Source organism: Nocardioides sp. NPDC127514 (assembly GCF_040302125.1).
Lineage (GTDB): Bacteria > Actinomycetota > Actinomycetes > Propionibacteriales > Nocardioidaceae > Nocardioides.
The window spans coordinates 24,327-48,266 of record NZ_JBEORF010000041.1; the positions used below are offsets into that span (position 1 = coordinate 24,327).

General features: G+C 69.6%; 22 protein-coding genes. 16 read left to right on the forward strand and 6 right to left on the reverse strand.

The window, feature by feature from the left end:
• Nucleotides 1–7: 7 nt before the first annotated feature.
• Nucleotides 8–730: a hypothetical protein gene (locus tag ABTX24_RS26750; RefSeq protein ID WP_350843978.1), complete on the forward strand. Its 723-nt coding sequence runs from the start codon at nt 8–10 to the stop codon at nt 728–730.
• 25 nt (nt 731–755) lie between these two features.
• Nucleotides 756–3,071 (forward strand): PQQ-dependent sugar dehydrogenase, encoded by a 2,316-nt coding sequence (locus ABTX24_RS26755; protein WP_350843980.1) that lies wholly within the window; start codon nt 756–758, stop codon nt 3,069–3,071.
• A gap of 24 nt (nt 3,072–3,095) precedes the next feature.
• Here ABTX24_RS26755 and ABTX24_RS26760 read toward each other — a convergent pair whose 3' ends face one another.
• On the reverse strand, nt 3,096–3,767 hold the full coding sequence (locus tag ABTX24_RS26760) for a GTP pyrophosphokinase (protein WP_160025099.1): 672 nt from the start codon (nt 3,765–3,767) through the stop codon (nt 3,096–3,098).
• Between the two features lie 237 nt (nt 3,768–4,004).
• On the opposite strand from ABTX24_RS26760, the gene ABTX24_RS26765 reads away from it, so the two are divergent.
• The 7 genes from ABTX24_RS26765 (at nt 4,005) to ABTX24_RS26795 (ending at nt 12,262) form a co-directional block, all read left to right on the forward strand.
• Nucleotides 4,005–5,660 (forward strand): enoyl-CoA hydratase-related protein, encoded by a 1,656-nt coding sequence (locus tag ABTX24_RS26765; protein ID WP_350843982.1) that lies wholly within the window; start codon nt 4,005–4,007, stop codon nt 5,658–5,660.
• Between the two features lie 75 nt (nt 5,661–5,735).
• Nucleotides 5,736–6,899 carry a phosphotransferase family protein gene (locus ABTX24_RS26770; RefSeq protein WP_350843984.1) on the forward strand — a complete coding sequence of 388 codons (1,164 nt, stop codon included), beginning with the start codon at nt 5,736–5,738 and terminating at the stop codon, nt 6,897–6,899.
• Entirely contained in the window at nt 6,896–8,044 is a 1,149-nt protein-coding gene (locus tag ABTX24_RS26775; protein WP_350843986.1) for an Rv3169 family protein, read from the forward strand. The genes ABTX24_RS26770 and ABTX24_RS26775 overlap by 4 nt, the downstream gene beginning before the upstream one ends.
• Nucleotides 8,045–8,266: 222 nt before the next feature.
• Complete coding sequence (locus tag ABTX24_RS26780) at nt 8,267–9,328, forward strand: ABC transporter substrate-binding protein (RefSeq protein ID WP_160025095.1); 1,062 nt, start codon at nt 8,267–8,269, stop codon at nt 9,326–9,328.
• Nucleotides 9,328–10,179 (forward strand): ABC transporter permease, encoded by an 852-nt coding sequence (locus tag ABTX24_RS26785; protein WP_350843988.1) that lies wholly within the window; start codon nt 9,328–9,330, stop codon nt 10,177–10,179. Before ABTX24_RS26780 ends, ABTX24_RS26785 begins: the two co-directional genes overlap by 1 nt.
• Nucleotides 10,152–10,913 carry an ABC transporter ATP-binding protein gene (locus ABTX24_RS26790; protein ID WP_350843990.1) on the forward strand — a complete coding sequence of 254 codons (762 nt, stop codon included), beginning with the start codon at nt 10,152–10,154 and terminating at the stop codon, nt 10,911–10,913. Before ABTX24_RS26785 ends, ABTX24_RS26790 begins: the two co-directional genes overlap by 28 nt.
• Nucleotides 10,913–12,262 (forward strand): LLM class flavin-dependent oxidoreductase, encoded by a 1,350-nt coding sequence (locus tag ABTX24_RS26795; protein WP_350843992.1) that lies wholly within the window; start codon nt 10,913–10,915, stop codon nt 12,260–12,262. Before ABTX24_RS26790 ends, ABTX24_RS26795 begins: the two co-directional genes overlap by 1 nt.
• A 20-nt stretch (nt 12,263–12,282) precedes the next feature.
• On the opposite strand, the gene ABTX24_RS26800 is transcribed toward ABTX24_RS26795, so the two are convergent.
• Nucleotides 12,283–13,371: an LCP family protein gene (locus tag ABTX24_RS26800; RefSeq protein ID WP_350719897.1), complete on the reverse strand. Its 1,089-nt coding sequence runs from the start codon at nt 13,369–13,371 to the stop codon at nt 12,283–12,285.
• A 252-nt stretch (nt 13,372–13,623) separates the two neighbouring features.
• On the opposite strand from ABTX24_RS26800, the gene ABTX24_RS26805 reads away from it, so the two are divergent.
• Complete coding sequence (locus ABTX24_RS26805; protein ID WP_350843994.1) at nt 13,624–14,373, forward strand: sensor histidine kinase; 750 nt, start codon at nt 13,624–13,626, stop codon at nt 14,371–14,373.
• Nucleotides 14,360–15,034 (forward strand): LuxR C-terminal-related transcriptional regulator, encoded by a 675-nt coding sequence (locus ABTX24_RS26810; RefSeq protein ID WP_350843996.1) that lies wholly within the window; start codon nt 14,360–14,362, stop codon nt 15,032–15,034. Before ABTX24_RS26805 ends, ABTX24_RS26810 begins: the two co-directional genes overlap by 14 nt.
• Before the next feature lie 19 nt (nt 15,035–15,053).
• On the opposite strand, the gene ABTX24_RS26815 is transcribed toward ABTX24_RS26810, so the two are convergent.
• The 4 genes from ABTX24_RS26815 to ABTX24_RS26830 are packed head-to-tail and all read right to left on the reverse strand — an operon-like array spanning nt 15,054 to nt 18,671.
• Nucleotides 15,054–15,674, reverse strand: a complete 621-nt coding sequence (locus ABTX24_RS26815; RefSeq protein ID WP_350843998.1) for an acyltransferase — start codon at nt 15,672–15,674, stop codon at nt 15,054–15,056.
• Between the two features lie 60 nt (nt 15,675–15,734).
• On the reverse strand, nt 15,735–16,766 hold the full coding sequence (locus ABTX24_RS26820; protein WP_350844000.1) for a TolB-like translocation protein: 1,032 nt from the start codon (nt 16,764–16,766) through the stop codon (nt 15,735–15,737).
• Nucleotides 16,763–18,004 (reverse strand): MFS transporter, encoded by a 1,242-nt coding sequence (locus ABTX24_RS26825; protein WP_350844002.1) that lies wholly within the window; start codon nt 18,002–18,004, stop codon nt 16,763–16,765. The genes ABTX24_RS26820 and ABTX24_RS26825 overlap by 4 nt, the downstream gene beginning before the upstream one ends.
• A gap of 4 nt (nt 18,005–18,008) precedes the next feature.
• Entirely contained in the window at nt 18,009–18,671 is a 663-nt protein-coding gene (locus tag ABTX24_RS26830; protein ID WP_350844004.1) for a hypothetical protein, read from the reverse strand.
• Nucleotides 18,672–18,835: 164 nt separating this feature from the next.
• Between ABTX24_RS26830 and ABTX24_RS26835 the strand changes: the two genes are divergently transcribed.
• The 5 genes from ABTX24_RS26835 (at nt 18,836) to ABTX24_RS26855 (ending at nt 23,780) form a co-directional block, all read left to right on the forward strand.
• Nucleotides 18,836–20,407: a class I adenylate-forming enzyme family protein gene (locus tag ABTX24_RS26835; RefSeq protein WP_350719883.1), complete on the forward strand. Its 1,572-nt coding sequence runs from the start codon at nt 18,836–18,838 to the stop codon at nt 20,405–20,407.
• A gap of 2 nt (nt 20,408–20,409) precedes the next feature.
• Nucleotides 20,410–21,285 (forward strand): SGNH/GDSL hydrolase family protein, encoded by an 876-nt coding sequence (locus tag ABTX24_RS26840; protein ID WP_350844006.1) that lies wholly within the window; start codon nt 20,410–20,412, stop codon nt 21,283–21,285.
• A gap of 28 nt (nt 21,286–21,313) precedes the next feature.
• Nucleotides 21,314–21,721, forward strand: a complete 408-nt coding sequence (locus tag ABTX24_RS26845; protein WP_350844008.1) for a holo-ACP synthase — start codon at nt 21,314–21,316, stop codon at nt 21,719–21,721.
• On the forward strand, nt 21,714–22,115 hold the full coding sequence (locus ABTX24_RS26850) for a VOC family protein (RefSeq protein ID WP_350844010.1): 402 nt from the start codon (nt 21,714–21,716) through the stop codon (nt 22,113–22,115). Before ABTX24_RS26845 ends, ABTX24_RS26850 begins: the two co-directional genes overlap by 8 nt.
• A 390-nt stretch (nt 22,116–22,505) precedes the next feature.
• Entirely contained in the window at nt 22,506–23,780 is a 1,275-nt protein-coding gene (locus ABTX24_RS26855) for an HNH endonuclease signature motif containing protein (protein ID WP_350844012.1), read from the forward strand.
• The last annotated feature ends 160 nt before the right edge of the window (nt 23,781–23,940 follow it).

Sequence of the window (23,940 nt, forward strand, 5' to 3'; positions counted from 1 at the left end):
AAGCACCATGAGATGGAAGCTGAACCGAATGGTCGGGCGAGGCGTACGCGCCGGTGTGGTCGCCCTCGCAGTGGCCCTGGCCGCTCCGCTCGCCGGAGCACATGCCCAGACACATGCACAGTCGGCCGAAGGACCCGGTCTGAGCGTGGTCAAGCCTAGGGCGAGCCTCGCTGACTGGGATCCGGTGACCGAGGAGAAATGGGCGTTTGAGGACGGCCAGGTGATCCTGACCGAGCCCGGGACGGCACAGCCCGGCCCACGACGCCCCTTCGAGTACGCCGTGGTGACCAAGGGTCCCGAGCTCGGCTCGCTGACCTACCGCGCCGAGGTCCGCATCGACGAGGCCGTCACGGTCACCAACCGCGACGTGATCCTGGTCTGGAACTACCAGTCCCCGACGCGCTTCTACTACGCCCACCTCTCGACCGACAACACCATCTACCCCCACAACGGCATCTTCGTGGTCAACGACGCCGACCGGCTGCGCATCGACCACCAGTGGAACGGCACCGTCGGCGCAGCGCCGTCGATCACCGACGCCGAGTGGCACGACGTACGTCTCGACTACAACGCCCGCACGGGCGCGATCGCGGTCTACCTCGACGGCGCCGACGAGCCCCGGATGACCGCCACCGACACCACCTTCACCGGAGGCCGGTTCGGCTTCGGTTCCTTCGACAACTTCGGGCGCATCCGCGACGTCACCGTCGCGGGGCTCCGTCATCGCTGAACCTCGGTAAGGAGAGAACACACCCATGGGAACCTCACGTCTATGGGGCGGTCTCGCGGTGGGCGCCATGCTCGCCGCGCTACTCACCCCCACGCTCTCTGCCAACGCCGCCATCCCCGGCAGCGAGCCCGTCCCCGACCCCATCCCCGAACAGCCCCTGCGCAGCAGCCTCGGCCTCGTGCTCCAGGAGGTCACTCAGCTTCCCAAGACCGAGCCCTACCCCGCCCCCACCGACCAGCGCCTGGTCCGCCACAACCGCATCAACTTCATCGGCGAGGTTCCTGACGGCTCGGGCCGGATGTACGTCCCCGACCTCAACGGGCCGATGTACCTGCTCGAGGGCGGGCAGCAGCACGAGTACCTGAACCTTCGTGACCACTTCGTCGACTTCTGGTCCGGTGCCGGGCTCGGCAGCGGCGCCGGGTTCATCACGTTCCACCCGGAGTTCGAGACGAACGGGCTCTTCTACACCACCCACACCGAGCGCTTCGGCGCCTTCGCCAAGACGCCCACCTTCCCGTCGCAGACCAACCCCGGCTCCGGGCGCACGGTCAGCGTCGTCACCGAGTGGGACGCCACCGACCCCGCGGCCGACACCTTCGAGGGCACCAGCCGTGAGGTGATGCGGATCGACTTCGCCGGCCAGATCCACGCCATCCAGCAGATCGACTTCAACCCGACCGCCAGGCCCGGCGACGAGGACTACGGGCTGCTCTACATCGCCTCGGGCGACGGCGGCAACGGCGTCCGGAGCGACGACCCGCAGAACCTCGGCAACCCGTTCGGCAAGATCCTGCGGATCGACCCGCTCGCCCGTGACGGCCGCAACGGGGCGTACGGGGTCCCGGACAGCAACCCGTTCGTCGATCGGGAGGGCGCCATCGGCGAGATCTGGGCGTACGGCATGCGCGACCCGCACCGGTTCTCGTGGGACGTCGAGAAGGGCACCTTCCTGCTCGGCCACATCGGCCAGCACGCGATCGAGGGCGTCTACGACGTGAAGGCCGGGGACAACCTGGGCTGGAGCGAGATCGAGGGCCGGCTCCTCTACGACAACACCGACGAGTGTGCCCTCTACACCGTCCCCGACGACTACGACATGTCCGGCTTCACCCTTCCGGTGGCCTCCTTCGACCACGACCCGCCGGCCAACTACTCCTGCACCTCCGACAGCGGCCACGCCGTCAGCGGCGGTGTCGTCTACCGCGGCCGGTTTGACGACCTGAAGGGCAAGTACGTCTTCGGCGACCTGGTCAACGGCGAGGTCTACTGGACCGACTCCCGGCAGATGCGGCGGGGGAGCAGCCGTGAGGCGACCCTGCACCAGATGCAGCTCTTCGACACCTCCGGCAAGCGGCTCTCGATGCAGGACTTCGTCGACCACCCGCGCGTCGACCTGCGCTTCGGCACCGACTCCCGCCGCAACCTCTACCTGCTCGCCAAGGCCAACGGGAAGATCTGGAAGGTCGTGAACACGGTGCAGCGGCCGTGGCCGAGCGAGGTCGTGCCGTCGCTGCGTGAGGACCTGGTCAGCTACTACGACTTCGAGCATCCCTTCGCCCCGGGGTCGCGCGAGGAGGACCAGGGCTTCTCGCGGACGCTGCTCAACCAAGTCAACGGCGGCAACGCGATGCAGGTGACCGACTCGCCCTACCGGACCAGCAACAACGCCCTGCAGACCCAGCAGGTCGACCCGGAGGTCAACGGCAACGACGACTGGAAGGCGGGAACGTTCAACCAGAACGGGGTCCCGTCGCTGGCGCCGTTCGCGGGAGCCGAGCAGATCACCGTCGCCGGCTGGTTCAAGGTCGACATGGACGGGCCGGCACTCAACTCGGTGACCGCCGATCCGACAGACCGATTCAACGCGATCGGGCTGGCCGGCGTGCTCTCGGGCAACTCCGACGGCCATGGCGTACGTGCCCTGCTGGAGCTCATCAACGTCGACGGCACCCTGCGCCTGGTCGCGCTGGGACGCCGGCTCGACGAGGGGGCCTCGCAGACCTTCGCCGCCTCGGCGGACTGGCAGACCCTGCTGCCACGAGGTCAGTGGGTGCACCTGGCGGCGACGTTCGACTACACCACGGGCAAGATGGCGCTCTACCGCAACGGCAAGGCCGTCGAGGGGTTCTACACCTCCGCCGGCGACCCGTGGCAGGTCGACGGCACCGGCACCTCCGACACGTTGCCGCGAGGCATCAAGGTCGGCGGATCGTTCCCGCAGGACACCGTCGAGCGGAACCCGTGCAACTGCCGGATGGACTCGCTGATGTTCCTCGACCGGGCGATCACGCCGGACGAGGCGCGAGCCCAGTATCAGCGGTTCGTCAACGGCCGCTGAGCCGATGAGGGTCCACGGCTCGGTTCAGCGAACCGGGCCGTGGACCTCGCTGCGTAGCCGGGCCATGGTGGCGTCGAGGTCGGCCGCGGTGCGGGCGGCGGCGCCGAGCTCGTCGCGCAGGGTCGTGGGGACGGTGCCGTCGTACTTGTAGTAGATCGAGTGCTCGACGCTGGCCCAGAAGTCCATCGCGATCGTGCGGATCTGCAGCTCTACCGGCACGTCGACGGCCCGGTCGGAGAGGTAGACCGGCACCTTGATGATCAGGTGGAGGCTGCGGTAGCCGTTGGCCTTCGGGTCGGCGATGTAGTCCTCGACCTCGACGACGTCGACATCGGACTGGCTGCCCAGCATCTCCATGATCCAGTAGACGTCGGAGACGAACGGGCACACGACCCTGATCCCGGCGATGTCGCGGATCTGCTGCTCGAGCGCCTCGAGGGTGAGCGGGCAGCCGATCTTGCGGGCCTTGGCGAGGAGGCTGTCGGGCGTCTTGAGCCGGGTGCGTACGTGCTCGATCGGACTGTGATCGTGGGTGTGCTCGAACTCCTCGCGCAGGATCGCGATCTTTGTCGAGACCTCGTCGATCGCGAACTTGTAGCGCATCCGGAACCTGGCCAGATCGCGCGCCATCTCGTCGCTGCTCGCCTCGACGAGATCGACCAACCCGTTGATCGGGTTGTCGTCGACTGTTGTCATTGTCCCCCCTCGTGAACGAGACCCATCTTTGCAGGCTTCGGCAAGGCGACGGCCCGGTGCCCGGCATGAGACCGGGGCGACCGGCCCGGTGCTCACCAGGTCTTCCGTCCCTCTCCTGGACACCCGAGGTGCACCTGGTCGGAGGCGCCCGATACAGTGACACCCCTCGGGGGATAAATACCCCTCGGGGGATACAGGTCTATTCGGGTTGCCTACGAGTAAGGACACTTCCCCCACATGCGCATTCTGCTGCTCGTCTCCGCGTTCAACGGCCTGACCCAGCGGGTCTGGTGCGATCTGAAAGAGGGTGGCCACGACGTCGGCGTCGTGCTCGCACCCGTTCATGACGACTCGTCCCTGGTGGCGGCCGTCGAGGCGATCGACCCCGAGCTGATCCTGTGCCCGTTCCTCAAGCACCGAGTGCCGGAGGCGGTCTGGGGTCGTTATCCAACGGTGGTGATCCACCCGGGCCCGGTCGGTGACCGGGGCCCGTCCTCGCTCGACCATGCCACGCTCGACGGGCGTTCGCGTTGGGGCGTGACGGCGCTGTCCGCCGTCGAGGAGATGGACGCCGGCCCGATCTGGGCGACCAAGACCTTCGCGATGCCCGAGGTCCCGATCGCGAAGAGCGCGCTCTACAACGGCCCGGTCGCCGATGCAGCGATGGACTGCGTCGCGGAGGTCCTCCGGATGGTCGCCGCTGGAGAGGCTCCGAAGCCTGCCGAGGAGTGGGCTGCTGAGGTCGAGGGCACCGGCGAGCTGCCGCTGCTGCGTCGCACGGCCTTCGAGATCGACTGGTCAGCGCCGGCCACCGAGATCGCCCGGCGGATCGCGGCGGCCGACGGTGCCCCGGGTGCGCCGGCGACCGTCGACGGGAAGGCGTACTGCCTCTTCGACGCCGCCACGACGCCTGAGGACCATGGCGACGTGGAGCCGGGCACCGTGGTCGGGGTCGACACCGACGCGGTCGCGATCGCCACCGGCGAGGGCACCCTGTGGGTCGGCTACGCCGCCACGCTCGAGAAGAAGCGCGGCCCCAAGCTCCCGGCCGCCTGGGTGCTCGACGCCGGGCACGCGCCCTACCGGCGGATGCCGGATGCGCTGGCCGAGACGACCTACGAGCGCGACGGCGACGTCGGCTATCTCACCCTCCGCTCCTACAGCGGCGCGATGTACACCCAGCAGTGCCGCCGGATGACCGATGCCGTCCGCAAGGCGCTCATCGAGGACACCAGGGTCCTGGTCGTACGCGGCACCGAGCACGCCTTCTCCAACGGCATCCACCTCGGCGTGATCGAGGCGGCGCCGGACCCGGCGGCCGAGGCCTGGGACAACATCCGCGCCATCGACGAGCTCTGCCTGGCGATCGCCGAGGCCGAGCAGCTGACCATCGCCGCGTTCACGGCCAATGCCGGAGCCGGCGGGGTGATGGCCGGCCTCTGTGCCGACATCACGGTCGCGCGCGCCGGTGTGGTGCTGAACCCCTACTACGACATGGGCATCTTCGGCTCCGAGCTGCACACCTGGGGCCTGCCGAGCCGGGTCGGCGCGGAGAAGGCCGACGAGCTCCTCGGCGCGAAGCTGCCGATCTCGGCGGCCGAGGCGGCGCGGATCGACATGGTCAGCGATCTCGGTCCGCGCGACGCGGCGGAGTTCGACGGTTGGCTGCGCAACCTGGCGCAGAGCGTCGCCGAGCCCGAGGCGTACGTCCCGGCCCTGGCGGCCCGCGAGGCCCGCCGCGCCTCTGCGATGCCGATGTCCTACTACCAGAGCATCGAGCTGGCCGAGATGGCTCGCGACATCTTCGACGACCGCTTCGGGTTCGCCGCGAAGCGGAAGGCGTTCGTCACCAAGGCCGCGCCCACCGAGACGCCATCGAAGATCCGGTTCTGACCGGTTGACAAACTAGAACGTGTTCCACCAACCTGGTGGTGTGTGACCTGACTCACACGCCACCAGGAGGAGCACGTGACCCAGGCGCCCCCGCCGCCCGAGATGACCTTCCAGCGATCGGGCCGCGACCCTGCGGCGATCGGCGCGAGGCTGGAGCAGTGGCTGGCCACGGCGCTACCGCCCGGTGCTCATCCCGAGGTCGCCATCATCGGGGGCATCGATGCCAACGGGCTCTCCAGCGAGACCGTCCTGCTCGACGTCACCTCGACGGTCGACGGAGAGAGGCAGACGAAGGCGTACGTTCTGCGGGTTGCGCCCCGCCCCGAGGACATCCCGGTCTTCGCGACCTATGACCTGCAGGCGCAGTACGACGCGATGCGCCTCGCCGGCTCGCTGTCTCCGGTGCCGGTCCCGGAGGTCGGCCTCGCCGAGATGAGCGGCTCGGTCCTGGGGACGCCGTTCTTCCTGATGGAGCGGGTCGAGGGGGTCGTCCCGCCGGACGTGATGCCCTACAACTTCGGCGACAGCTGGCTCTTCGAGGCCTCGCCCTCGGACCGTGCGGCGCTGCAGAGGCGTTCCGTCGAGGTGCTCGCCGGGCTCCACTCGATCCCCGAGGCCGCCTCGCAGTTCGCCTTCCTCGATCCCGCCGCGGCCGGTCATCCCGGCGAGACGCTGATCGCCCGCAACCTCGCCAAGACCCGGGCCTGGTACGCCTTCGCCTCCACCGCGGAGGAATGGGGCGGCCGCTCGCCGCTGGTCGAGCGAGGTCTGGCCTGGCTCGAGGCTCACCTTCCCGACACTGGCCTCTCCGAAGATGGCGGCGAGCCCGTCCTGTCCTGGGGCGACGCGCGGATCGGCAACATCATCTACCGCGACTTCGCGCCGGTGGCGGTCCTCGACTGGGAGATGGTCAGTCTCGGGCCCCGCGAGATGGACGTGACCTGGATGATCTTCGCCCACCGCATCTTCGAGGACCTGGCCTCGATGCTGGGGCTGCCCGGGATGCCGGGCTTCCTCACCGCCGACGAGGTCCGGAGGACCTATGCCGCGGCGAGCGGTGTCGAGCTCGGCGACCTGACCTGGCACGAGGTCCACGCGGCGGTCATGTGGGGGATCATCTACCTGCGGATCGCGGCGCGCCAGATCCACTTCGGTGAGATCGAGGCACCCGAGGATCCGGAGTCGGTGCTCTACCACCGGGCGATGTTCGCGGCGATGCTGGACGAGGTCGGGGCATGAGCGGGGCTCATGAGGAGTATGTCGGCGTCGGCCCACTCGATGAATATCCGATCCACCAGCTTCCGCGCCCGGTGGCCTGGGCGGGCAGCAGTGACCGCAACTTCTACGACCGCTGCTACCTCAACGCCCACGACCGCACCGGCGACCTCTTCCTCATCTCCGGGATGGGGTTCTGTCCCAACCTCGGCACCAAGGACGCGTACGTCCTGCTCCGCCGTGGCGACGAGCAGACCGCGGTGCACCTGGGCGACGGCGCCGATCCGCGGGGCGGCGACCGGCTGGAGCAGCGGGTCGGGGCGTACCGGATCGAGGTCGTGGAGCCGCTGCGGAAGCTCCGGCTGGTGATGGAGGAGACCCACGGGATCGCCCTGGACCTGCGGTGGGAGGGCTCGTTCGAGGTGGTCCAGGAGCAGCCGCACGTGATGCGCCAAGGTGCGGGGACAGTGCTCGACGCGCAGCGGTTCGCGCAGGTCGGGACCTGGGAGGGGGTGATCGAGGTCGACGGCGAGTCGATTGCCGTCGACCGCGATCGCTGGGTCGGCACTCGCGACCGCTCCTGGGGGATCCGTCCCTCCGGGGAGGGGGTGCCGACGGGTAGGCCCGCGGAGCCGGCGTTCGAGGGGATGTGGTGGCTGTATGTGCCGCTGCGGTTCGAGGAGTTCGCCGTCGTCCTGATCATCCAGGAGACGCCGGACGGTCATCGCACCCTCAACGACTGCACTCGTACCTTCGCCGATGGCCGGGTCGAGCAGCTCGGCTGGCCGCACGTCCGGATCCGCTACCAGGACGGGACGCGCCTCCCGGAGGGTGCGACGATCACCTGCACGACTCCGGTGGGGGAGCCGCTGGTGCTCGAGGTCTCCTCGCTGCTGGGGGTGCCGATCCATGTCGGTGGCGGCTACGGCGGCGACTCCGACTGGTCCCACGGGGTCTGGAAGGGTGCCGGGTTCACCGAGCGCCTGACCTATGACATGAAGTCGCCCGACGTCGCCGGCCGGGTGCCGTTCGGGGTGATCGACCACGTCGGGCGTGCGGTCGCGCGCGGTCCGGGTGCCGATGGGGTCGAGGGCTGGGGGCTCTTCGAGCACGGGGTCCTCGGTCGTCACGATCCTTCCGGGTTCACCGACTGGTTCGACCGCGTCTGACCCACCCGCCGAGGCGTCGCCCCCATCGGCCGAGACGTCGCCCCCGTCGGCCGAGACGTCGCTCCGGTCGGCCGAGATGGCACTCGCGCGCCATCTCGGCCGACGCGCGTGACGTCTCGGCCTGCGTACCTGACGTCTCGGCGGTCTCAGGATCCGAACAAGCATTTATGACTAAACTCTAGTGACTTACTCTGGTTTGGACGGACCAACCAGAGGAGAGCCATGATCCGCCCCACCCCACCGCGCCTGACCGCCATCGCCGCCGTTCTCTCGACCCTGCTCCTGGGGCTGACGGCGTGCGGCGGCGCCGATGCGTCCAGTGCCTCCAAGCTCGCCGCCGATGCGGCGCTCCCCGACCAGGTCCCGGAGGGGACCGTCCTGCGCCTCGGGCTCCCGCCGATCGAGGTCGCGCTGAAGACGTCCGGCCTGATCGACGAGGTCGAGGGCTACGAGATCGAGTGGGCCAACATCTCCGGTGGCCCGAAGAGCATCGAGGCGTTCCGCGCCGACGCGCTGGATGCGAGCTACGTCGCCGAGATCCCGCCGCTCTTCGCGACCTGGACCGACACCCCGGTCAAGATCGTCGCGGTCACCGAGAACCCGGACCCGCTCGACAACCCCATCTACGAGCTCGGCATCGCGCCGAAGTCGAAGGTCGAGACGGTCGAGGACCTGAAGGGGAAGAAGATCGCCTACTCGCCCGGCCAGGCCCAGGGTGCGCTGGTCCTCAAGACGCTCAGGGCTGCCGGGCTCACCCAGAAGGATGTCGAGCTGGTCGAGATCCAGAGCGTCGACGACACCTTCTCCAACGCGCTGGCCTCCAACCAGGTCGACGTCGCCCCGCTCGGCGGGCCGCAGCTGACCTCCTATCTGGCCAAGTACGGCCGCGACGGTGCCACCTCGATCCGCACCGGCATCCGCGACGACTCGACCCTCATCTACGGGCCGGAGAAGACCTTCGAGGACGCCGGCAAGGCGGCCGCGTTCAAGGACTTCCTCGGGCTGTGGGTCAAGGCCGAGAAGTGGGTCGACGAGCACCCGGACGAGTGGATCCAGGCCTACTACGTCGATCACGAGGGGCTGACCTTCGAGGACGGCAAGAAGGTCTTCGAGACCTCCGGGCAGAACGTCATCCCGGAGAACTGGGACGGCTTCATCGAGCGCCAGCAGGAGACCGCGGACATCCTCTCGGAGGAGCAGAACCATCCGAAGCTGGATGTCGCCGAGCTCTACGACCGCCGCTACGAGAAGGTCATCGCGGAGGCCGTGAAGGGCGGTCAGTGATGGCCACCACGGCAGTCGAGGCGCCGGTCGTCGGCGTCGTCTCCGAGAAGACCACCGACAAGAGGGTCGTACGCCGCCGGCTCGGCCCGGGGCCGCGGGTCCCCGGCACGCTGTGGATCGGACCGATCCTGCTCCTGGGGCTGTGGTGCCTCGCCTCGGCGACGGGCGTGCTCGATCCGCGTACGTTGTCCGAGCCGTGGGTGGTCGTCGAGACCGCTCAGCGGCTGATCGCCGACGGACGGCTTCCCGAGGCCCTCGCGACCTCGGCCTACCGAGCCGCCCTCGGGCTGGTGATCGGGGTCGGCGTCGGGCTGGCGCTGGCGCTGGTCTCCGGGCTCAGCCGGGTCGGGGAGGCGGTGATCGACGGTCCGGTGCAGGTCAAGCGGGCCATCCCGAGCCTGGCGCTGATGCCGCTGCTGATCCTGTGGCTGGGGATCGGGGAGCCGATGAAGGTGATCACGATCGCGCTCGGCGTACTCATCCCGATCTACATCCACACCCACAACGGGCTGCGTGGCATCGACAGCCGCTACGCGGAGCTCGCCGAGACCGTCGGTCTGCGGCGCGGCGCGTTCGTCCGGCACGTCGTGCTGCCGGGTGCGACTCCGGGCTTCCTGCTCGGGCTGCGGTTCGCGGTGCTCAACGCGCTGCTGGCGCTCGTGGTCGTCGAGCAGGTCAACGCGACCAGCGGCATCGGCCACATGATCACCCTCGCGTCCAGCTACGGCCAGACCGAGATCATCGTCGTCGGCCTGGTCGTCTACGCCCTGCTGGGCCTGGTCGCCGACGGCATCGTCCGCTTCACCGAGAGGAAGGCACTGGCATGGCGACGCACGCTGGAGAGTCACTGACGACACCCGAAGGACCCGCCGTACGCGTCGAGGGGCTGCGCCGCAGCTTCTCCGAGGCGGGCGGGGTGCTCAACGGGCTCGACCTCACCATCGCCCGCGGCGAGTTCGTAGCGCTGATCGGGCGCTCGGGTTCGGGTAAGTCCACGCTGCTGCGGGCGCTGGCCGGCCTCGACCGCGCCGTCTCGGGCTCGGGTGTCGTGGAGGTGCCCGAGCGGGTCTCGGTCGTCTTCCAGGACTCCAGGCTGCTGCCGTGGCGGCGGGTGCTGGACAACGTCGTCCTGGGTCTGCCTGGTGCCGACGCCCGAGCCCGTGGTCTCGAGGCGCTCTCCGAGGTCGGCCTCGAGGGCCGCGACAAGGCCTGGCCGCACGAGCTCTCCGGTGGTGAGCAGCAGCGCGCGGCGCTGGCACGGTCGTTGGTCCGCGACCCGCAGCTGCTGCTCGCCGACGAGCCGTTCGGCGCCCTGGACGCGCTGACCCGGATCAAGATGCACAGGCTCCTCAAGAAGCTGTACGCCGCCCACAACCCCGCGATCCTGCTGGTCACCCACGACGTCGACGAGGCGATCGCGCTCGCCGACCGGGTGATCGTGCTGGTCGACGGCGTCGTCGGCTCCGACCTCCGGATCGACCTGGGCGCCAAGCGGAGCCCGGGCGACCCGCGGTTCGCGTCGCTGCGGGCCCAGCTGCTGGCCGAGCTCGGTGTGGTCGAGTCGGCTGAGGAGGAGGTGGCCTGATGGGTGCCCGACAGCTCCACTTCAACCTGTTCCTGCTCGACACCGGTCACCACGAGGCGTCCTGGCGGCTGCCTGCCTCGGACCCGCATGCCAACCTCTCGCTCTCGGCGCACCAGCATCTGGCGCGGGTGGCGGAGGAGGCCAAGTTCGACTCGCTGTTCCTGGCCGACTCCCCGGCTCTGTTCGGCGGGCCGGGACGTCGGCCGTCGGGGCGGATCGAGCCGACCGTGCTGCTGTCCGCGCTGGCGGTCACCACGCAGCACATCGGCCTGATCGCCACCGCTTCGACGTCGTACAACGAGCCGTTCAATCTCGCCCGTCGGCTCGCCTCGGTGGACCACATCTCCGGCGGACGGGCCGGGTGGAACATCGTTACCACCGCCGGGGACGCCGCGGCGCGCAACTTCGGTCTGGAGGGGCAGCCGCTGCACAAGACACGCTACGAGCGGGCCTCGGAGTTCCTGGAGGTGGCGACCAAGCTCTGGGACAGCTGGGCCGACGACGCGATCGTGGCGGACAAGGACGCCGGGGTGCATGCGCTCGGTGACCGGATCCGGCCGATCTCTCATGTGGGGCCTCACTTCTCGGTGGAGGGCCCGCTCAACCTGGCCCGTCCGCCGCAGGGTCACCCGCTGCTCGTCCAGGCCGGCTCCTCCGACGACGGCAAGGAGTTCGCGGCCCGCTGGGCCGAGGCGATCTTCACCGCCCAGCCGACGCTGGCCGAGAGCCAGGCGTTCTATGCCGACATCAAGCGCCGGGTCGTGGCGGCCGGCCGCAACCCCGACCACGTACTGGTCCTCCCCGGCATCGTCCCGATCCTCGGCGAGACCGAAGCCGAGGCGCGTGAGCTGGAGGCCGAGCTCAACCGGCTGATCGCTCCGGAGTACGCCCTCGCCCAGCTCGCTCAGCTGCTCCGGGTCGATCCTTCGCGGCTGGACCTGGATGCGGAGCTGCCCGACGATCTGCCTTCGGAGGACTCCATCGAGGGTGCCAAGAGCCGCTACACGCTCGTCGTCGACTGGGCTCGTCGTGATCGTCTGACGGTCCGTGAGCTGATCGGGAAGCTGGGTGGCGGGCGTGGTCATCGCACCTTCACCGGGACCCCTGTCCAGGTTGCCGACACGATCCAGCACTACTTCGAGAACGGTGCCGCTGACGGGTTCAACATCATGCCTGCCGTGCTGCCCTCGGGCATCGAGGCGTTCACCGCGAAGGTCGTGCCGATCCTCCAGGAGCGAGGCCTGTTCCGTACCGAATACACCGGGGCGACCCTCCGGGATCACTACGGCCTACCGCGTCCCGCCAACCGCCTCGTCCCGGGTGTGACGGAGGTCGGGGCCGCCTCCTGAATCCCTGCCGAATCGGCGGGTCAGCGGACGACGTCGGGGGTGAGCAGGTCCTGGTTGTCCTCAGCCCACTCGCCCATCCGATCCTCACGGACGGCGCGCCACAGGTCGCGGTCGCGGGAGGGGTCGAGGCGTACGACCGACTGGTCGCCGACCATGCCGGTGCCGTCGGTGGGGACGGTGAGATAGCTGATGTCGTCGGTGCGGAGGTTGCGGAGGGAGGCGGCGAGCTTGGCCATCTGGGTGGTGGACCAGTCGTCGTCGACCGAGGCGTGCTTCGCGAAGAGTGAGAGGAGGTCGAGGACCTGGTCGGGGTTCTTGCGCAGCTCCTGCTCGAGGGTCTGCTTGAGGAGGGTGCGCAGGAAGGCCTGCTGGCGGGCGACGCGGTCGAGGTCACCGTCCTGGAGGCCGTAGCGCTGGCGTACGTAGAGGAGAGCCTGCTCGCCGTCCAGGTGGTGGCGGCCGGCCTCCCAGCGGACGTCGCGGGCGGAGTCGTAGACGGTCTTCGGGATGTCGATGTCGACGCCACCGATCGCATCGGTGAGGGCCTTGAAGCCGTCCCAGTCGATGACGGTGAGGTGGTCGATGCGTACGTCGGTCATCTTCTCGACGGTCTCGACCGTGAGGTTGGGGCCACCGAAGGAGTAGGCCCAGTTGACCTTGCCCTTGCCGTGGCCGGGGATGTCGACCCAGGAGTCGCGCGGGATCGAGATCACCGAGGCGGAGTCGCGGTCGCCGTCGATGTGGACGAGCAGCATGGTGTCGGAGCGTGCCTGGCCCGGCTCCCAGCCGGGCGCCTCTGCTCCGGTGGTGGGTGCGTCGGATCGGGTGTCGGTGCCGAGGACCAGGATGTTCATCGCGTCGGCGGCCGACCCGGAGGTGGGCTTGGCGGGCCGGTCGGTCAGGCCGGTGAACGTGTCGGGCAGCCGCTGGATGTTTCCCTCCACCTTCGCCTGGAGCCACAGGATCCCGGTCAGGGCTGCGGCGCAGAGCAGGAGAAGACACACCAGCAGCCCGATGAGCGGCTTGCGAGCCCGACGCCATCCGCGCGCGGGGGGCTCGTCCGCAGGCTCCGGCTGCGGCGGCACGGGCGGATGATCGAGGATGGCCACCCGAGTATGGGACCCGGGACTCCCTCCATATGGGGTCCAGATGCTCGCCATTCCTCAATTTGAGGCACCAGTCGGTAACGGCCGGTAACCAAAAATAGGTAGGCGATACGTCCCCCCGGTTGAGTGAGTAAAGTCCCTTTGCCGTACGGCGCTGTTCATGTCGGACCTTCGGGTCCACGCGTGTTTCATGCCGCCTGGCTGCGTCTTGGGAGGGCGTGGCACGACGAGGATGACCAGGGGAGAGCTGTGTCAATGTCAAGAGTCGGTCGGGACGAGCGTGCCCGGCTGCACGAGGCCGCCTCAGCGCTGGCCGGGATCCGGGCAGCGACCACGCTGCTCAACTCGCCCGGCGCGATCGGTGACGACCGGCGGGCCGCGATGACGGCGATGGTGCAGAGCGAGCTGGAGCGGCTCGAGCGGATGGTCCGCCGGCAACAGGATGCCGCGAGGGCCGAGGAGCCGGGGACCGATGAGGCGCGGGCGGGTGAGATGCGGGCCGAGGTGATCGACCTCGACTCCGTGGTGGCCACGATGGTGCTCGCCCACGAGGCGAAGGGCACCGACGTGGTGTGGCGTCCCAGCCGGATGCTGGCGCTGGGCGACTCCGACCAGCTGACCGAGGCGCTTAACGTGCTCCTCGACAACGCTGCCGCCCACGGGAGTGGATCGGTCCGGATCGAGGTACGTGCCGCCGAGCCGACGAGCACCTCGGTGGAGATCGCGGTCACCGACGACGGGCCGGGGGTCGCGCCCGAGCTGCGCCGGCGGATCTTCGCCTGGGGCGTCAGCCGACCAGGGTCGACGGGCCAGGGCATCGGCCTGCACGCCGCGCGAGACCTGATGGAACGCCAGGGCGGCTACCTCGAGCTGGTCGAGGCGAGCGAGCGCACCACCTTCGTCCTCGGCATCCCGATGCTCGGCTGTGCCGACGGCAGGGCGGGCGACGGGGCCGACCAGCACGACACCCCGACCCGGGGAGGTCGCCGTGGTGTCGCCGCGTAAGAGGGTGAAGGTGGTCATCGTCGAGGACCACACCCTGTTCGCCGAGTCGCTCGAGCTGGCCCTCACCTTCGAGGGCTACGACGCCCACCGCGTCGACCTGCCCGAGGAGCCGCCCTCGGAGGCCAGGCTCACCTCGCTGATCATGCGGTCCCAGCCGCGGATCGTGCTGCTCGACCTCGACCTGGGCCAGCACGGCTCGGGCGTACGCCTCATCGCCCCGCTCGCCCGGGCGGGGGCCGACGTCGTCGTGGTGACGGGCTCGACCGACGAGACCCGCTGGGGGCACGCGCTCCACGTCGGGGCTCGTACGGTCCTGTCCAAGACGGTGCCGCTCGGGGAGATCCTGGGCACCGTACGCAAGCTCAACTACGGCCACAGCGTGCTCGACGTCGACGACCGCGAGCGCCTGATCCGGGCGTGGGTGGGGCAGGAGCAGGGCGTCATCGAGATCCGCCGCCGGCTCGCCCAGCTCTCCCCGCGGGAGTCGCAGGTGCTCGAGCACCTGATGGACGGCTTCACCGTCGGCGACATCGCCAAGCTCCGGGTCGTGTCCGAGGCGACGGTGCGCACCCAGGTGAAGTCGATCCTCGCCAAGCTCGGCGTCTCCTCGCAGATCGCGGCGGTCAGCATCGCCCACAAGGCCGAGTGGCGCGCCGCCTGACCCGCGGTCGGTCAGCTCGTCAGAGTGCGACCAGGCCGTCGTCCTCGCTCGTCCCGCGCAGGCCGTAGAGCGTGCCCGTCTTCGGGCAGCGCCAGGCATCTCCCTGGGCGACCAGCGGCGCGCCCGCGTGCCCGACCCAGCCCATCCGCTGCGCCGGGACCCCGACGACCAGGGCATGGTCGGGTACGTCGCGGGTGACCACGGCGCCCGCCGCGACCATCGCCCATGCGCCGATGGTGACCGGCGCGATACAGACGGCCCGGGCGCCGATGCTGGCACCGGTGCGTACGGTCACGCCGACGGCTTCCCAGTCCTTGCCGTCCTTGAGGGTGCCGTCCGGGTTGACGGCGCGGGGGAGGTAGTCGTTGGTGAACACCACCGCCGGCCCGACGAACGCGCCGTCCTCGAGCACCGCCGGCTCGTAGACCAGCGCATGGTTCTGGATCTTGCAGCGGTCTCCCACCACGACGCCGGGACCGACGTACGCCCCGCGGCCGATGATGCACTCGCTGCCCACCCGGGCGTGCTCGCGGACCTGGGCCAGGTGCCACACGAGGGTCCCGGCGCCGATCGTGGCGCGGGCGTCGACATCCGCGCTGGGCTCGATCCGAGTCTCGGAGCCGGTCTTCTCGAGGGTCATCCCCCTAGCAAACCGGGACGCGGACGGCGGGTGGGACAGACCCGGGATGGAGTACCCGATTCAGCGTAGAACCGCGGGCGAGGACGCCTCTGGGACGAGCACGCGCGGGGTCGCGGAGGCCGTGGTGTCGAGCGCCCAGACGTCGCTGACCGGCTCGCCCTCGCGCTCCAGGCCGTAGAGGAGGGTGTCGTCGTCGAGCCACTCGATCTGGTCGTCGATGCTGTGGGTCTCACCGGCGAGCACGGTGCGCCGGCCGGTGTCGAGGTCGAGGACCGCGGGCGTCCACCGGGTGCCGTCCTTGTCGGCCTCCTTGAACGCGATGCGGGTGCCGTCGGGGGAGAGCGACGGGCACTCGACGTGGTCGGCGATGGTCGTCAGCGAGCGTTCGGTGAGGTCGCCGCGGGCCAGGTAGGTCCGTCCACCGGTGGCGACGGTGGCGTAGAAGGTGCGGTCGTCGTCGGCGAAGGTGATGCCCCAGATGTTTCGGTCGACCGGGGAGACCTTGCGGCCGTCGACGACCAGGCTGAACTTCTCCAGGTCTCCATAGCTCGCCCCGCCGATCCGGCGGATCAGGGTGCGTGTCGAGAAGCCGCTGACCATGTAGGAGTCGCCGTTGACGAACACCGTCGAGGAGACCAGCTGCCCGTCCGGCGAGATCCGGGTGCGGCTGGGCAGTCCCGGCAGATCGGTCCCGTCGACCTCCCGCCAGGCCTTCCCCGGGTCCGAGGTCGCCAGGTCGGTCGCGCGGTAGCGGCTCACCACGCCCCGCTCGGTCGTCAGGCACGAGACCGAGCGCACCTGCGCGTAGACCCGGTCGCAGCTCAGGTCGGTGAGCGCTCGGGCGCCGCCGGGGTCGGCCAGCGCCACGGCGCCGACGTGGCCGTAGTCGGCGTCGCGTCCGGTGTGCCGAAAGAGGATCCTGGGCCCCTTCTCGATCTGCGTCAGGGAGGTCGTCGTCGCGTCGGTCGCCCGGGACGTACGCCGGTCGTTCTCCGCGATCGCGGAGAGGGCGTACGCCGTCACGCCGGCCGTGACGAGCACGACGATCGCACCGAAGATCGCCGTGCGCTGCTTGACCCAGAACGTCGTCATCGCACCGCCCTGCGCATCACCGCGAGCCCGGCCGGGATCGCGGCGAGCAGCACCACGCAGACCGCGAGCATCGCGACCCGGGGGCCGACGGCGTACCAGAGCAGGCCGAAGCCGGTCGCCGCGACGAGGCGAGCCAGCGCGACGGCGGTCTGGGCGGTGGCGATACCGCTGGCGCGTACGGTCTCCGGGACCAGTTGCCCGGCGACAGCGGCCAGGGTGCCGTCGGTCGCGGCGTAGAAGACGCCGAGGAGGAGCACCGCGGCGCACGTCGTCCAGAGCGCGCCGGACCCGGTCGCGGCGCACAGGTAGGCCGCTGCGAGCGGAAGGTGGCCGAGCACGAGGACCCTGATTCGCCCGACCCGGTCCGCGAGTCGGCCCAGCGGGACGGCCAGAGCGAGGTAGGCGAGGTTGGTGCCGACGTAGAGGACCGGGAACCACTGCGCCGCGAAGCCGCCGGTCTCGAGCAGCGCCAGGTAGACGAACCCGTCACCGATGGTGAGCAGGGCGAGCACTGCGGACACCCCGGTCACCCGCGCGAGACCGGGCGTGAGCACGGTGCGCCAACGCACCCTGGGGCGCGGCTCGCTGCGCCGAGGAGCGGTCCGGCGGACGGCGCCGGTGCGGAACGGCACGAAGCACGCCATTGTCGCCACCCCGAGCACCGCGAAGCCGAGCGAGACGACCAGCACGGTGTCGTAGCCGTCGGCGATCCGCCACAGGATCACGAACGCCAGCAGCGGCCCGAGCGTGGCCCCGATCGTGTCCAGCGCCCGGTGGACGCCGAAGCTGCGGCCGAGGTGCGCCGGGTCGCTGGAGGCGGCGATCATCGCGTCGCGCGGAGCCGTGCGTACGCCCTTGCCGACCCGGTCCAGCGAGATCGCCGCCGAGATCGTCCCGAAGCCACCGGCGAAGATCAGGCCGATCCGCGCGACCGCGCTCATCGCGTAGCCGGCCAGCGCCACAGGCTGCGGCCGGTCGGTGCGGTCGGCCGCCCACCCGGCCGCGATCCGGACCAGCGAGGAGACGCCCTGGTAGAGCCCGTCGATGAGCCCGTACGCCACCGGAGAGAGCCCGACCACCGCGGTCAGGTAGAGAGGCAGGATCGCCGATACCGACTCCGAGGAGATGTCGGTCAGCAGGCTGACGATGCCGAGGGTGACGACGGTCCGGGAGACCCGCCCGCCGGTCTGCCGCGGCTCGGCACTCGAGGTGGGACGGTCGCTGAGAGACAGGTACACCGGCTCAGGTCTTCGTGTGGAGGACGGAGTAGAGGGTGAAGTCGACGTTGCGGCGGCCGCTGTGGGTGACCGTGACGCTCACCGTCTCGTCGCCTCGGTGCATCGACATCGCGGGAGTGTTCTCGACCGACGTGGTCGTGACCTCCTTGAAGCCGTGCTGCGCGAGGCGGGTCCGGAAGTGACGCAGTACGTCGCAGGGTTTCCGGCAGTTCGCGGTCAGCGCGACCTGGAGCGCGCCCTTGGTGGGCGAGACGCTGGAGACGTCGACCGTGGTGCGCGACGGGGGTTCGAGCGCTGCCGGGTAGCCGGCCACGAGCGTGCCCTTGCGGACCGCCTGCTTGGGCAGCGGCTCCGAGATCAGCGCCGCCGTCTTCGTACGTGGCTTCTCGGTGAGGCCGGGCAGGCCCGACTCGCTCGGCGTCGAGGCCGCTTCCGGCAGCGCCTCGGTCGCGGGCTCGGGATCCGACTCCGACTTCCGGCCGGACCCGGACCCGGCGCTCGAGTCCGAGCTGGGGTCTGCTCCCGGCGAGCCCGTCTGGGACGCCGAGGTCGAGCCGCCCCCGTCCTTGCCGGACGAGGAGTCGGCGAAGCGCCCCGGCATCCAGAAGATCGCGACGCCGACGAGCACGCCGAGCAGCACGAACATGAGGAGGCGCTTGAGGTTCACGGGACCAGTCGACGCGTAGCGGAGTCGAGTCGGGACCGATGGGTGGGTCGCGTACTCAATTTCAGGCAGCCTGCCGAGCGGCCCACCGCTGGTCGAGGTGAGGCATGCGACGTTGCCGTAGCCGGGAACGGTCCCGGCCCAAGCATCCCGGGGGACGGGCCACGTTGAACACAGCCGACTTTCTTCTCGAGCACGCGCCCGAGGATTCGATCGCGCTCGCCGAAGCGGGTCGCGAGTACACCTTCGAAGAGCTGCGAGCCAGCGTGTCCGTGCTCATGGGACGGCTCTCCGTGCTCGGTCTGAATCCGGGCACGCCGGTCGGGATCATGGCGCCCAACGGGCTGTTCTGGACCTCGGCCTATCTCGCGGCGCTCCGGATGGGGCTGATCGTGGTGCCGCTGGCCGTCACGCTGCCGACCGAGGAGGTGGTGGCCCGGGCGCGCTGGGTCGGCGCCGACGCGCTGCTGGTGGGCCGGGCCCAGGCCGAGGCCCTGCGGTTGAGCCTGCCCCGGAGCCTCCCGGTCGTGGTGGAGCGGAAGGAGCGGCTGGTCCCGAAGCAGCGAGCGACGCCGGTCGAGCTGTCCGACGCGGTCGAGGTCGACCCGGACCAGGACGCGCTCTACATGTTCACCTCCGGCACCACCGGCGACCCCCGCGCGGTGCGGATCACCCACCGCAACATCCAGGCGAACACGACCTCGATCCTCGGCTACCTCGGCATCACGTCCGAGGACCGGATGCTGGTCGTGCTGCCGTTCACCTACGTCTTCGGGCTCTCGCTCCTGCACACCCATCTGCGTGCCGGTGCCGCGATGATCATCCAGCCCACGTTCGTCTTCCCGCAGGCGGTGGTGGACCGGATGGCGTCCGCCCGCTGCACCGGCTTCGCCGGTGTGCCGTCGACCTTCGGGATGCTGCTGCGCAACAGCACCTTCGGCAGCACGGCGCTGCCGTCGCTGCGGACGATCCAGCAGGCCGGCGGCCGCTTGGCCCCCGCTCTGGTGGAGCAGATGGCGCGGGCCCAGCCGCAGGCGCGGGTCTTCGTGATGTACGGCGCGACCGAGGCCACCGCGCGGCTCTCCTACCTCCCGCCGGAGCAGGTCTCCCTGCGGCCGGGATCGATCGGCCGGGGCATCCCGGGCGTGGACCTGCGCGTGCTCGACCGCGACGGGGTGCACGTCGCCCCCGGCGAGGTCGGCGAGATCTGGGCCAGCGGCGCGAACATCTCGCCCGGCTATCTCGACGACCCCGAGGCGACGGCCCGCAAGATGCCCGGTGGGATGCTGCGTACGGGAGATCTGGCGAAGGTCGACGAGGACGGCTACATCTACGTGGTCGACCGGGTCGAGGACTTCATCAAGTCGTGGGGGCACCGGATCGCGAGCCAGGACGTCGAGTCCGCGGCTCTCTATCTGCCGGACGTGGTGGCGGCGGCCGCGGTCGGGCTCCCGGACGATGCCGCCGGCGAGCGGGTCGAGCTGGTGGTGGTGCGGCGCCGCGGGTCGGGGCTGCGCGGCGCCGACGTGATCGCGCACTGTCGCGAGCGGCTCTCGAAGCACATGGTGCCCGAGGTCGTCCGTTTCGTCGACGCGCTGCCGATGAACGCGAACGGGAAGGTCATCAAGCGTGACGTACGCGCGATGTGTCTGCGGCTGGCCCAGGAGCCGGCCGAGGGACAGGACGACGACGTCGATGATGCTGATGATGCCGGCTTCGAAGGGGTCAAGGTGGGTTGAGGATGTCGAAGAGGAAGGTCTCCGGTCCGGTGAAGGTGCTGGCCGGAGTGTGCGCAGGATTGCTGGTGGTCGCGGTCGCGCTGGCCGCGGCATGGTTGCTGAGGAGTCCAGGGATGAACGAGCAGGTCGCGATCGCAGAGCCCAGCGAGTCCGAGCTGCAGGTCGTGGGGCAGACCACGGTGCTCTTCGGGCACAACTCCGTGGGGATGAACATCCTCGACGGGGTCTCGAAGGTGTACGCAGATGCCTCGATGCCGGCGCCGGCCATGGCCGATGTGACTGGTCCCGAGATCTCCGGTGCCAGCATGACTGATGCGGAGGCTGCGACGATGCGGCATGCCTACATCGGGGTGAACGAGGATCCGCTCAGCAAGTTCGCCGCGTTCACGAAGCTGGTGGACAGCCCTGCCGGGAAGGACGTCGACGTGGCGCTGATGAAGCTCTGCTACGTCGACATCACCGCCTCCACCGATGTGCAGGCCGTCTTCGACGCCTATGTGTCGATGATGGACGAGGTCGAGGCAGCCCATCCCGACGTACGTTTCCTCTACACGACCGTGCCGCTCACCGCCGACCGCAACTGGAAGTCCAAGGTCAAGGCGGCCCTGGGTCGCGACGACGAGATGGGGCCGGCCGACAACATCGCCCGGGAGCGCTACAACGCGATGATCCGGGAGAAGTACGGCTCCACCGGCCGCCTCGTCGACATCGCCGCCGCCGAGTCCGACGGCACCGGGGAGCGCAGCCAGGACGGCACCACCTACTACGTGCTCAACAAGAACCTGACCTTCGACCGCGGTCATCTCAACGAGACCGGCTCGGAGGCCGTCGCCGCCGAGCTGCTCAAGATGGTGGCGACCCACAGTCCGGTCGCCTGAGGTGCTGACACAGGACGATGAGCGTGCGATGAGCCTGCAGGGGGTCGGGATCGACGTTGCCGACATCAGGCGCTTCGCTCGGCTCCTGGCGATGCGTGGCTCCGGGTTCGGGGCGCGCTGGTTCACCGACGCCGAGATCGCCCAGTGCATGGCCGCCACGACCCCCGCCACGGCCTTCGCGATGAGGTACGCCGCCAAGGAGGCCGTCTGGAAGGCCCTCGGTCCCGGCGAATGGTCCGGGCCGCTGCCGTGGCGCGGGATCACCGTGCTCGAGGATGCTCCCGGGTCGCTCTCGGTCTCTCTCGACGGCCCCGCGGCCGATCTCGCGGCTCTCGCCGGGGTCACCACGGTCCGCGTCGCCACCGTTCCCGGACCACGGATGGCCATCGCCACCGCCGTCGCCGAAGGTGCTCCTTCGGGAGGTGTGGATGCCTGACCTGCAACTCGACCACATCGGCATCCAGGTCCGCGACCTGCACCGCTCGGCCGAGGCCTTCGAGCGGCTCTTCGGCTACCGCCGCGTCACGGACCCGGTCGTCAACACCCGCCACGGGGTCTCCGGGGTGTTCCTGGAGAAGCCCGACTCCATCGCGATCAAGCTCATCACTCCGGTGACTCCTGGGCCGCATGCGTACGGTCTCCATCATCTGGCCTTCATGGCTCCTGACCTCGAGTCGACTCTGGTCGAGCTCGGGGTCGCCGGGGCTCGTACGCTCAGTCCGCCTCAGCCGGGGGAGATGTTCGACGACGAGCTCATCGCGTTCGTTCGGGCTGCTGGGATCAATGTCGAGCTCATCACTACTGATCGGCGTCGGGCTCGGATCCGTTGAGGTTCGGGTCACTTGCGGGCTGTGTTTTCTTGGTTGGGGTGGGCCGCCGACCCGTTTTCGAGGGTCTTCTCGACGAACCCCGGAGTCAAGGACGGCCTGCGGCCGCCGGCTTCGCCGGCCGCTTCGCGGTCCTTGACACCGGGGCCCGTCGAGAAAGATTTGGCTGGCTATCGGGGCGGCGGCCCGGGTGTGGCGCAGCGGAATCTTGCGCGTTTGGGTTGGCGTTGACGGGGCGTGAGGGTGGCCCTTCGGGCCACTTACCATCCACAGATGCGATGCCGTTCGCTCACCGCGAAAATGATGTCTGATCAGGGAAAATAGGTGGCCAGACAGGACTGGGGAGCGTAGAATCAGACCCGTCACAGCACACCTCTGAGGAGAGGAAAGGCGATGAGTCTCGGGCGTTCGATCGACCACTGGGGAGCTAACCCCGGCGATGCGATCGACGCTGCCTTGGCCGCCATCGAGTCTGCGCTTCAAGACCTGCTGGCCACCGATCCGGCCTACTGGCGCACGGAGCAGAAGAAGGACCTGCTCGAACGGTTGGAGAAGCTCCAGGCCCAACAAGCCGCATTGAAGCTGAGGGTGCTCGCCACGGCCGGTGACATCGCCGAGGAGACCGGTGCGAAGGACGCCTCCGGGTGGATGCGGACCGACCTCTTGGTCGACAAGGCTGTGGCACGGTCGCAGATCAAGCTCGCGACCAGTGTCGCGAAGTACGACCTCGTCGCCACCGGCCTCGCCGAAGGCGTCGTGTCCCAGGACAAAGCAAGGGTGATCACCCAAGCGCTCGACAAGATCCAGACCGACCCCGTCGCCAGCGCCGAGGACCTGGTCCTCGCCGAGAAGCTCCTCGTTGACTACGCCAGTCGCCTGACCGCGAACGAACTCCGCATCGTCGGACGACGGATCTTGGGCGAGATCGACCCGGCCCGGTTCGAAGACGCCGAAGCCCAAGCCCTCCTGGCCGAGGAGGAACGGGCTCAGCAGAAGACCGCGCTACGGGTCTGGGACAACCACGACGGCACCATCGGCTTCGACGGGGTGCTGCCGGTCTCGATGGGGATGCGGTTCAAGCGGCTGGTCGAGGCCTGGGCCCAGCCCCGCAAACAACAACTCGTCGGCAAGGGTGCTCCGTTGCCGCCGTGGGAACGACTCATGGGCCAAGGCTTCTCGCGGCTGCTCGAGACCGTCGACCCGGCCGCCCTGCCCCGTCACGGTGGTGATGCCACCGTGGTCAACGTGGTGATCTCCCTGGAGGAGCTCCGCAAGGACCTCGGCATCGCCACCCTGGGTTATGACGAGACCAACGGGGTCACGATCTCCGCGGCCGAGGCGCGGCGGATGGCGTGCAACGCCACGATCATCCCCTGGGTCCTGGGCGGTGGCAGCGAGGTCCTCGACGCCGGTCGTGGCAGCAGGTTCTTCCAGCCGATTCAACGCAAGGCGATGCGGATCCAGCAGAAGTGCTGTCAGGCGGAGGGCTGCGACATGCCACCGGAATGGTGCGACGCCCACCACCTCGACCCCTGGGCCGCCGGCGGCAAGACGAACCTGAAGGACGGGGCCTTGTTGTGCCCGCATCATCACCGCCTCGCGCACAACGCGGCGTACGTTCATGAGCGGTTGCCAGACGGCACCATCAGGTTCACCCGCCGCCCCTAACAGGTAGGGCAGTCTCGCTGAAGCTGTCCCGGTGCCCACGGGGCGTTCGGCTGACTTGCTTGCCTCCGCACTCGCCGTTCCCTGCCGGCGGGGTAGGAAGACCTGCGCGTCACCTCATGGCGAAGGCAGGATGCACGCCTCTTGGTCGCTGCCGCGCGGT

Bases quoted from the DNA above. Each gene is read 5' to 3' on its own strand.
- ABTX24_RS26750 (WP_350843978.1), top strand. From the start codon at position 8: ATGAGATGGAAGCTGAACCGAATGGTCGGGCGAGGCGTACGCGCCGGT.
- ABTX24_RS26755 (WP_350843980.1), top strand. From the start codon at position 756: ATGGGAACCTCACGTCTATGGGGCGGTCTCGCGGTGGGCGCCATGCTC.
- ABTX24_RS26760 (WP_160025099.1), bottom strand. From the start codon at position 3,767: ATGACAACAGTCGACGACAACCCGATCAACGGGTTGGTCGATCTCGTC.
- ABTX24_RS26765 (WP_350843982.1), top strand. From the start codon at position 4,005: ATGCGCATTCTGCTGCTCGTCTCCGCGTTCAACGGCCTGACCCAGCGG.
- ABTX24_RS26775 (WP_350843986.1), top strand. From the start codon at position 6,896: ATGAGCGGGGCTCATGAGGAGTATGTCGGCGTCGGCCCACTCGATGAA.
- ABTX24_RS26780 (WP_160025095.1), top strand. From the start codon at position 8,267: ATGATCCGCCCCACCCCACCGCGCCTGACCGCCATCGCCGCCGTTCTC.
- ABTX24_RS26785 (WP_350843988.1), top strand. From the start codon at position 9,328: ATGGCCACCACGGCAGTCGAGGCGCCGGTCGTCGGCGTCGTCTCCGAG.
- ABTX24_RS26790 (WP_350843990.1), top strand. From the start codon at position 10,152: ATGGCGACGCACGCTGGAGAGTCACTGACGACACCCGAAGGACCCGCC.
- ABTX24_RS26795 (WP_350843992.1), top strand. From the start codon at position 10,913: ATGGGTGCCCGACAGCTCCACTTCAACCTGTTCCTGCTCGACACCGGT.
- ABTX24_RS26805 (WP_350843994.1), top strand. From the start codon at position 13,624: ATGTCAAGAGTCGGTCGGGACGAGCGTGCCCGGCTGCACGAGGCCGCC.
- ABTX24_RS26815 (WP_350843998.1), bottom strand. From the start codon at position 15,674: ATGACCCTCGAGAAGACCGGCTCCGAGACTCGGATCGAGCCCAGCGCG.
- ABTX24_RS26820 (WP_350844000.1), bottom strand. From the start codon at position 16,766: ATGACGACGTTCTGGGTCAAGCAGCGCACGGCGATCTTCGGTGCGATC.
- ABTX24_RS26840 (WP_350844006.1), top strand. From the start codon at position 20,410: ATGTCGAAGAGGAAGGTCTCCGGTCCGGTGAAGGTGCTGGCCGGAGTG.
- ABTX24_RS26845 (WP_350844008.1), top strand. From the start codon at position 21,314: ATGAGCCTGCAGGGGGTCGGGATCGACGTTGCCGACATCAGGCGCTTC.
- ABTX24_RS26850 (WP_350844010.1), top strand. From the start codon at position 21,714: ATGCCTGACCTGCAACTCGACCACATCGGCATCCAGGTCCGCGACCTG.
- ABTX24_RS26855 (WP_350844012.1), top strand. From the start codon at position 22,506: ATGAGTCTCGGGCGTTCGATCGACCACTGGGGAGCTAACCCCGGCGAT.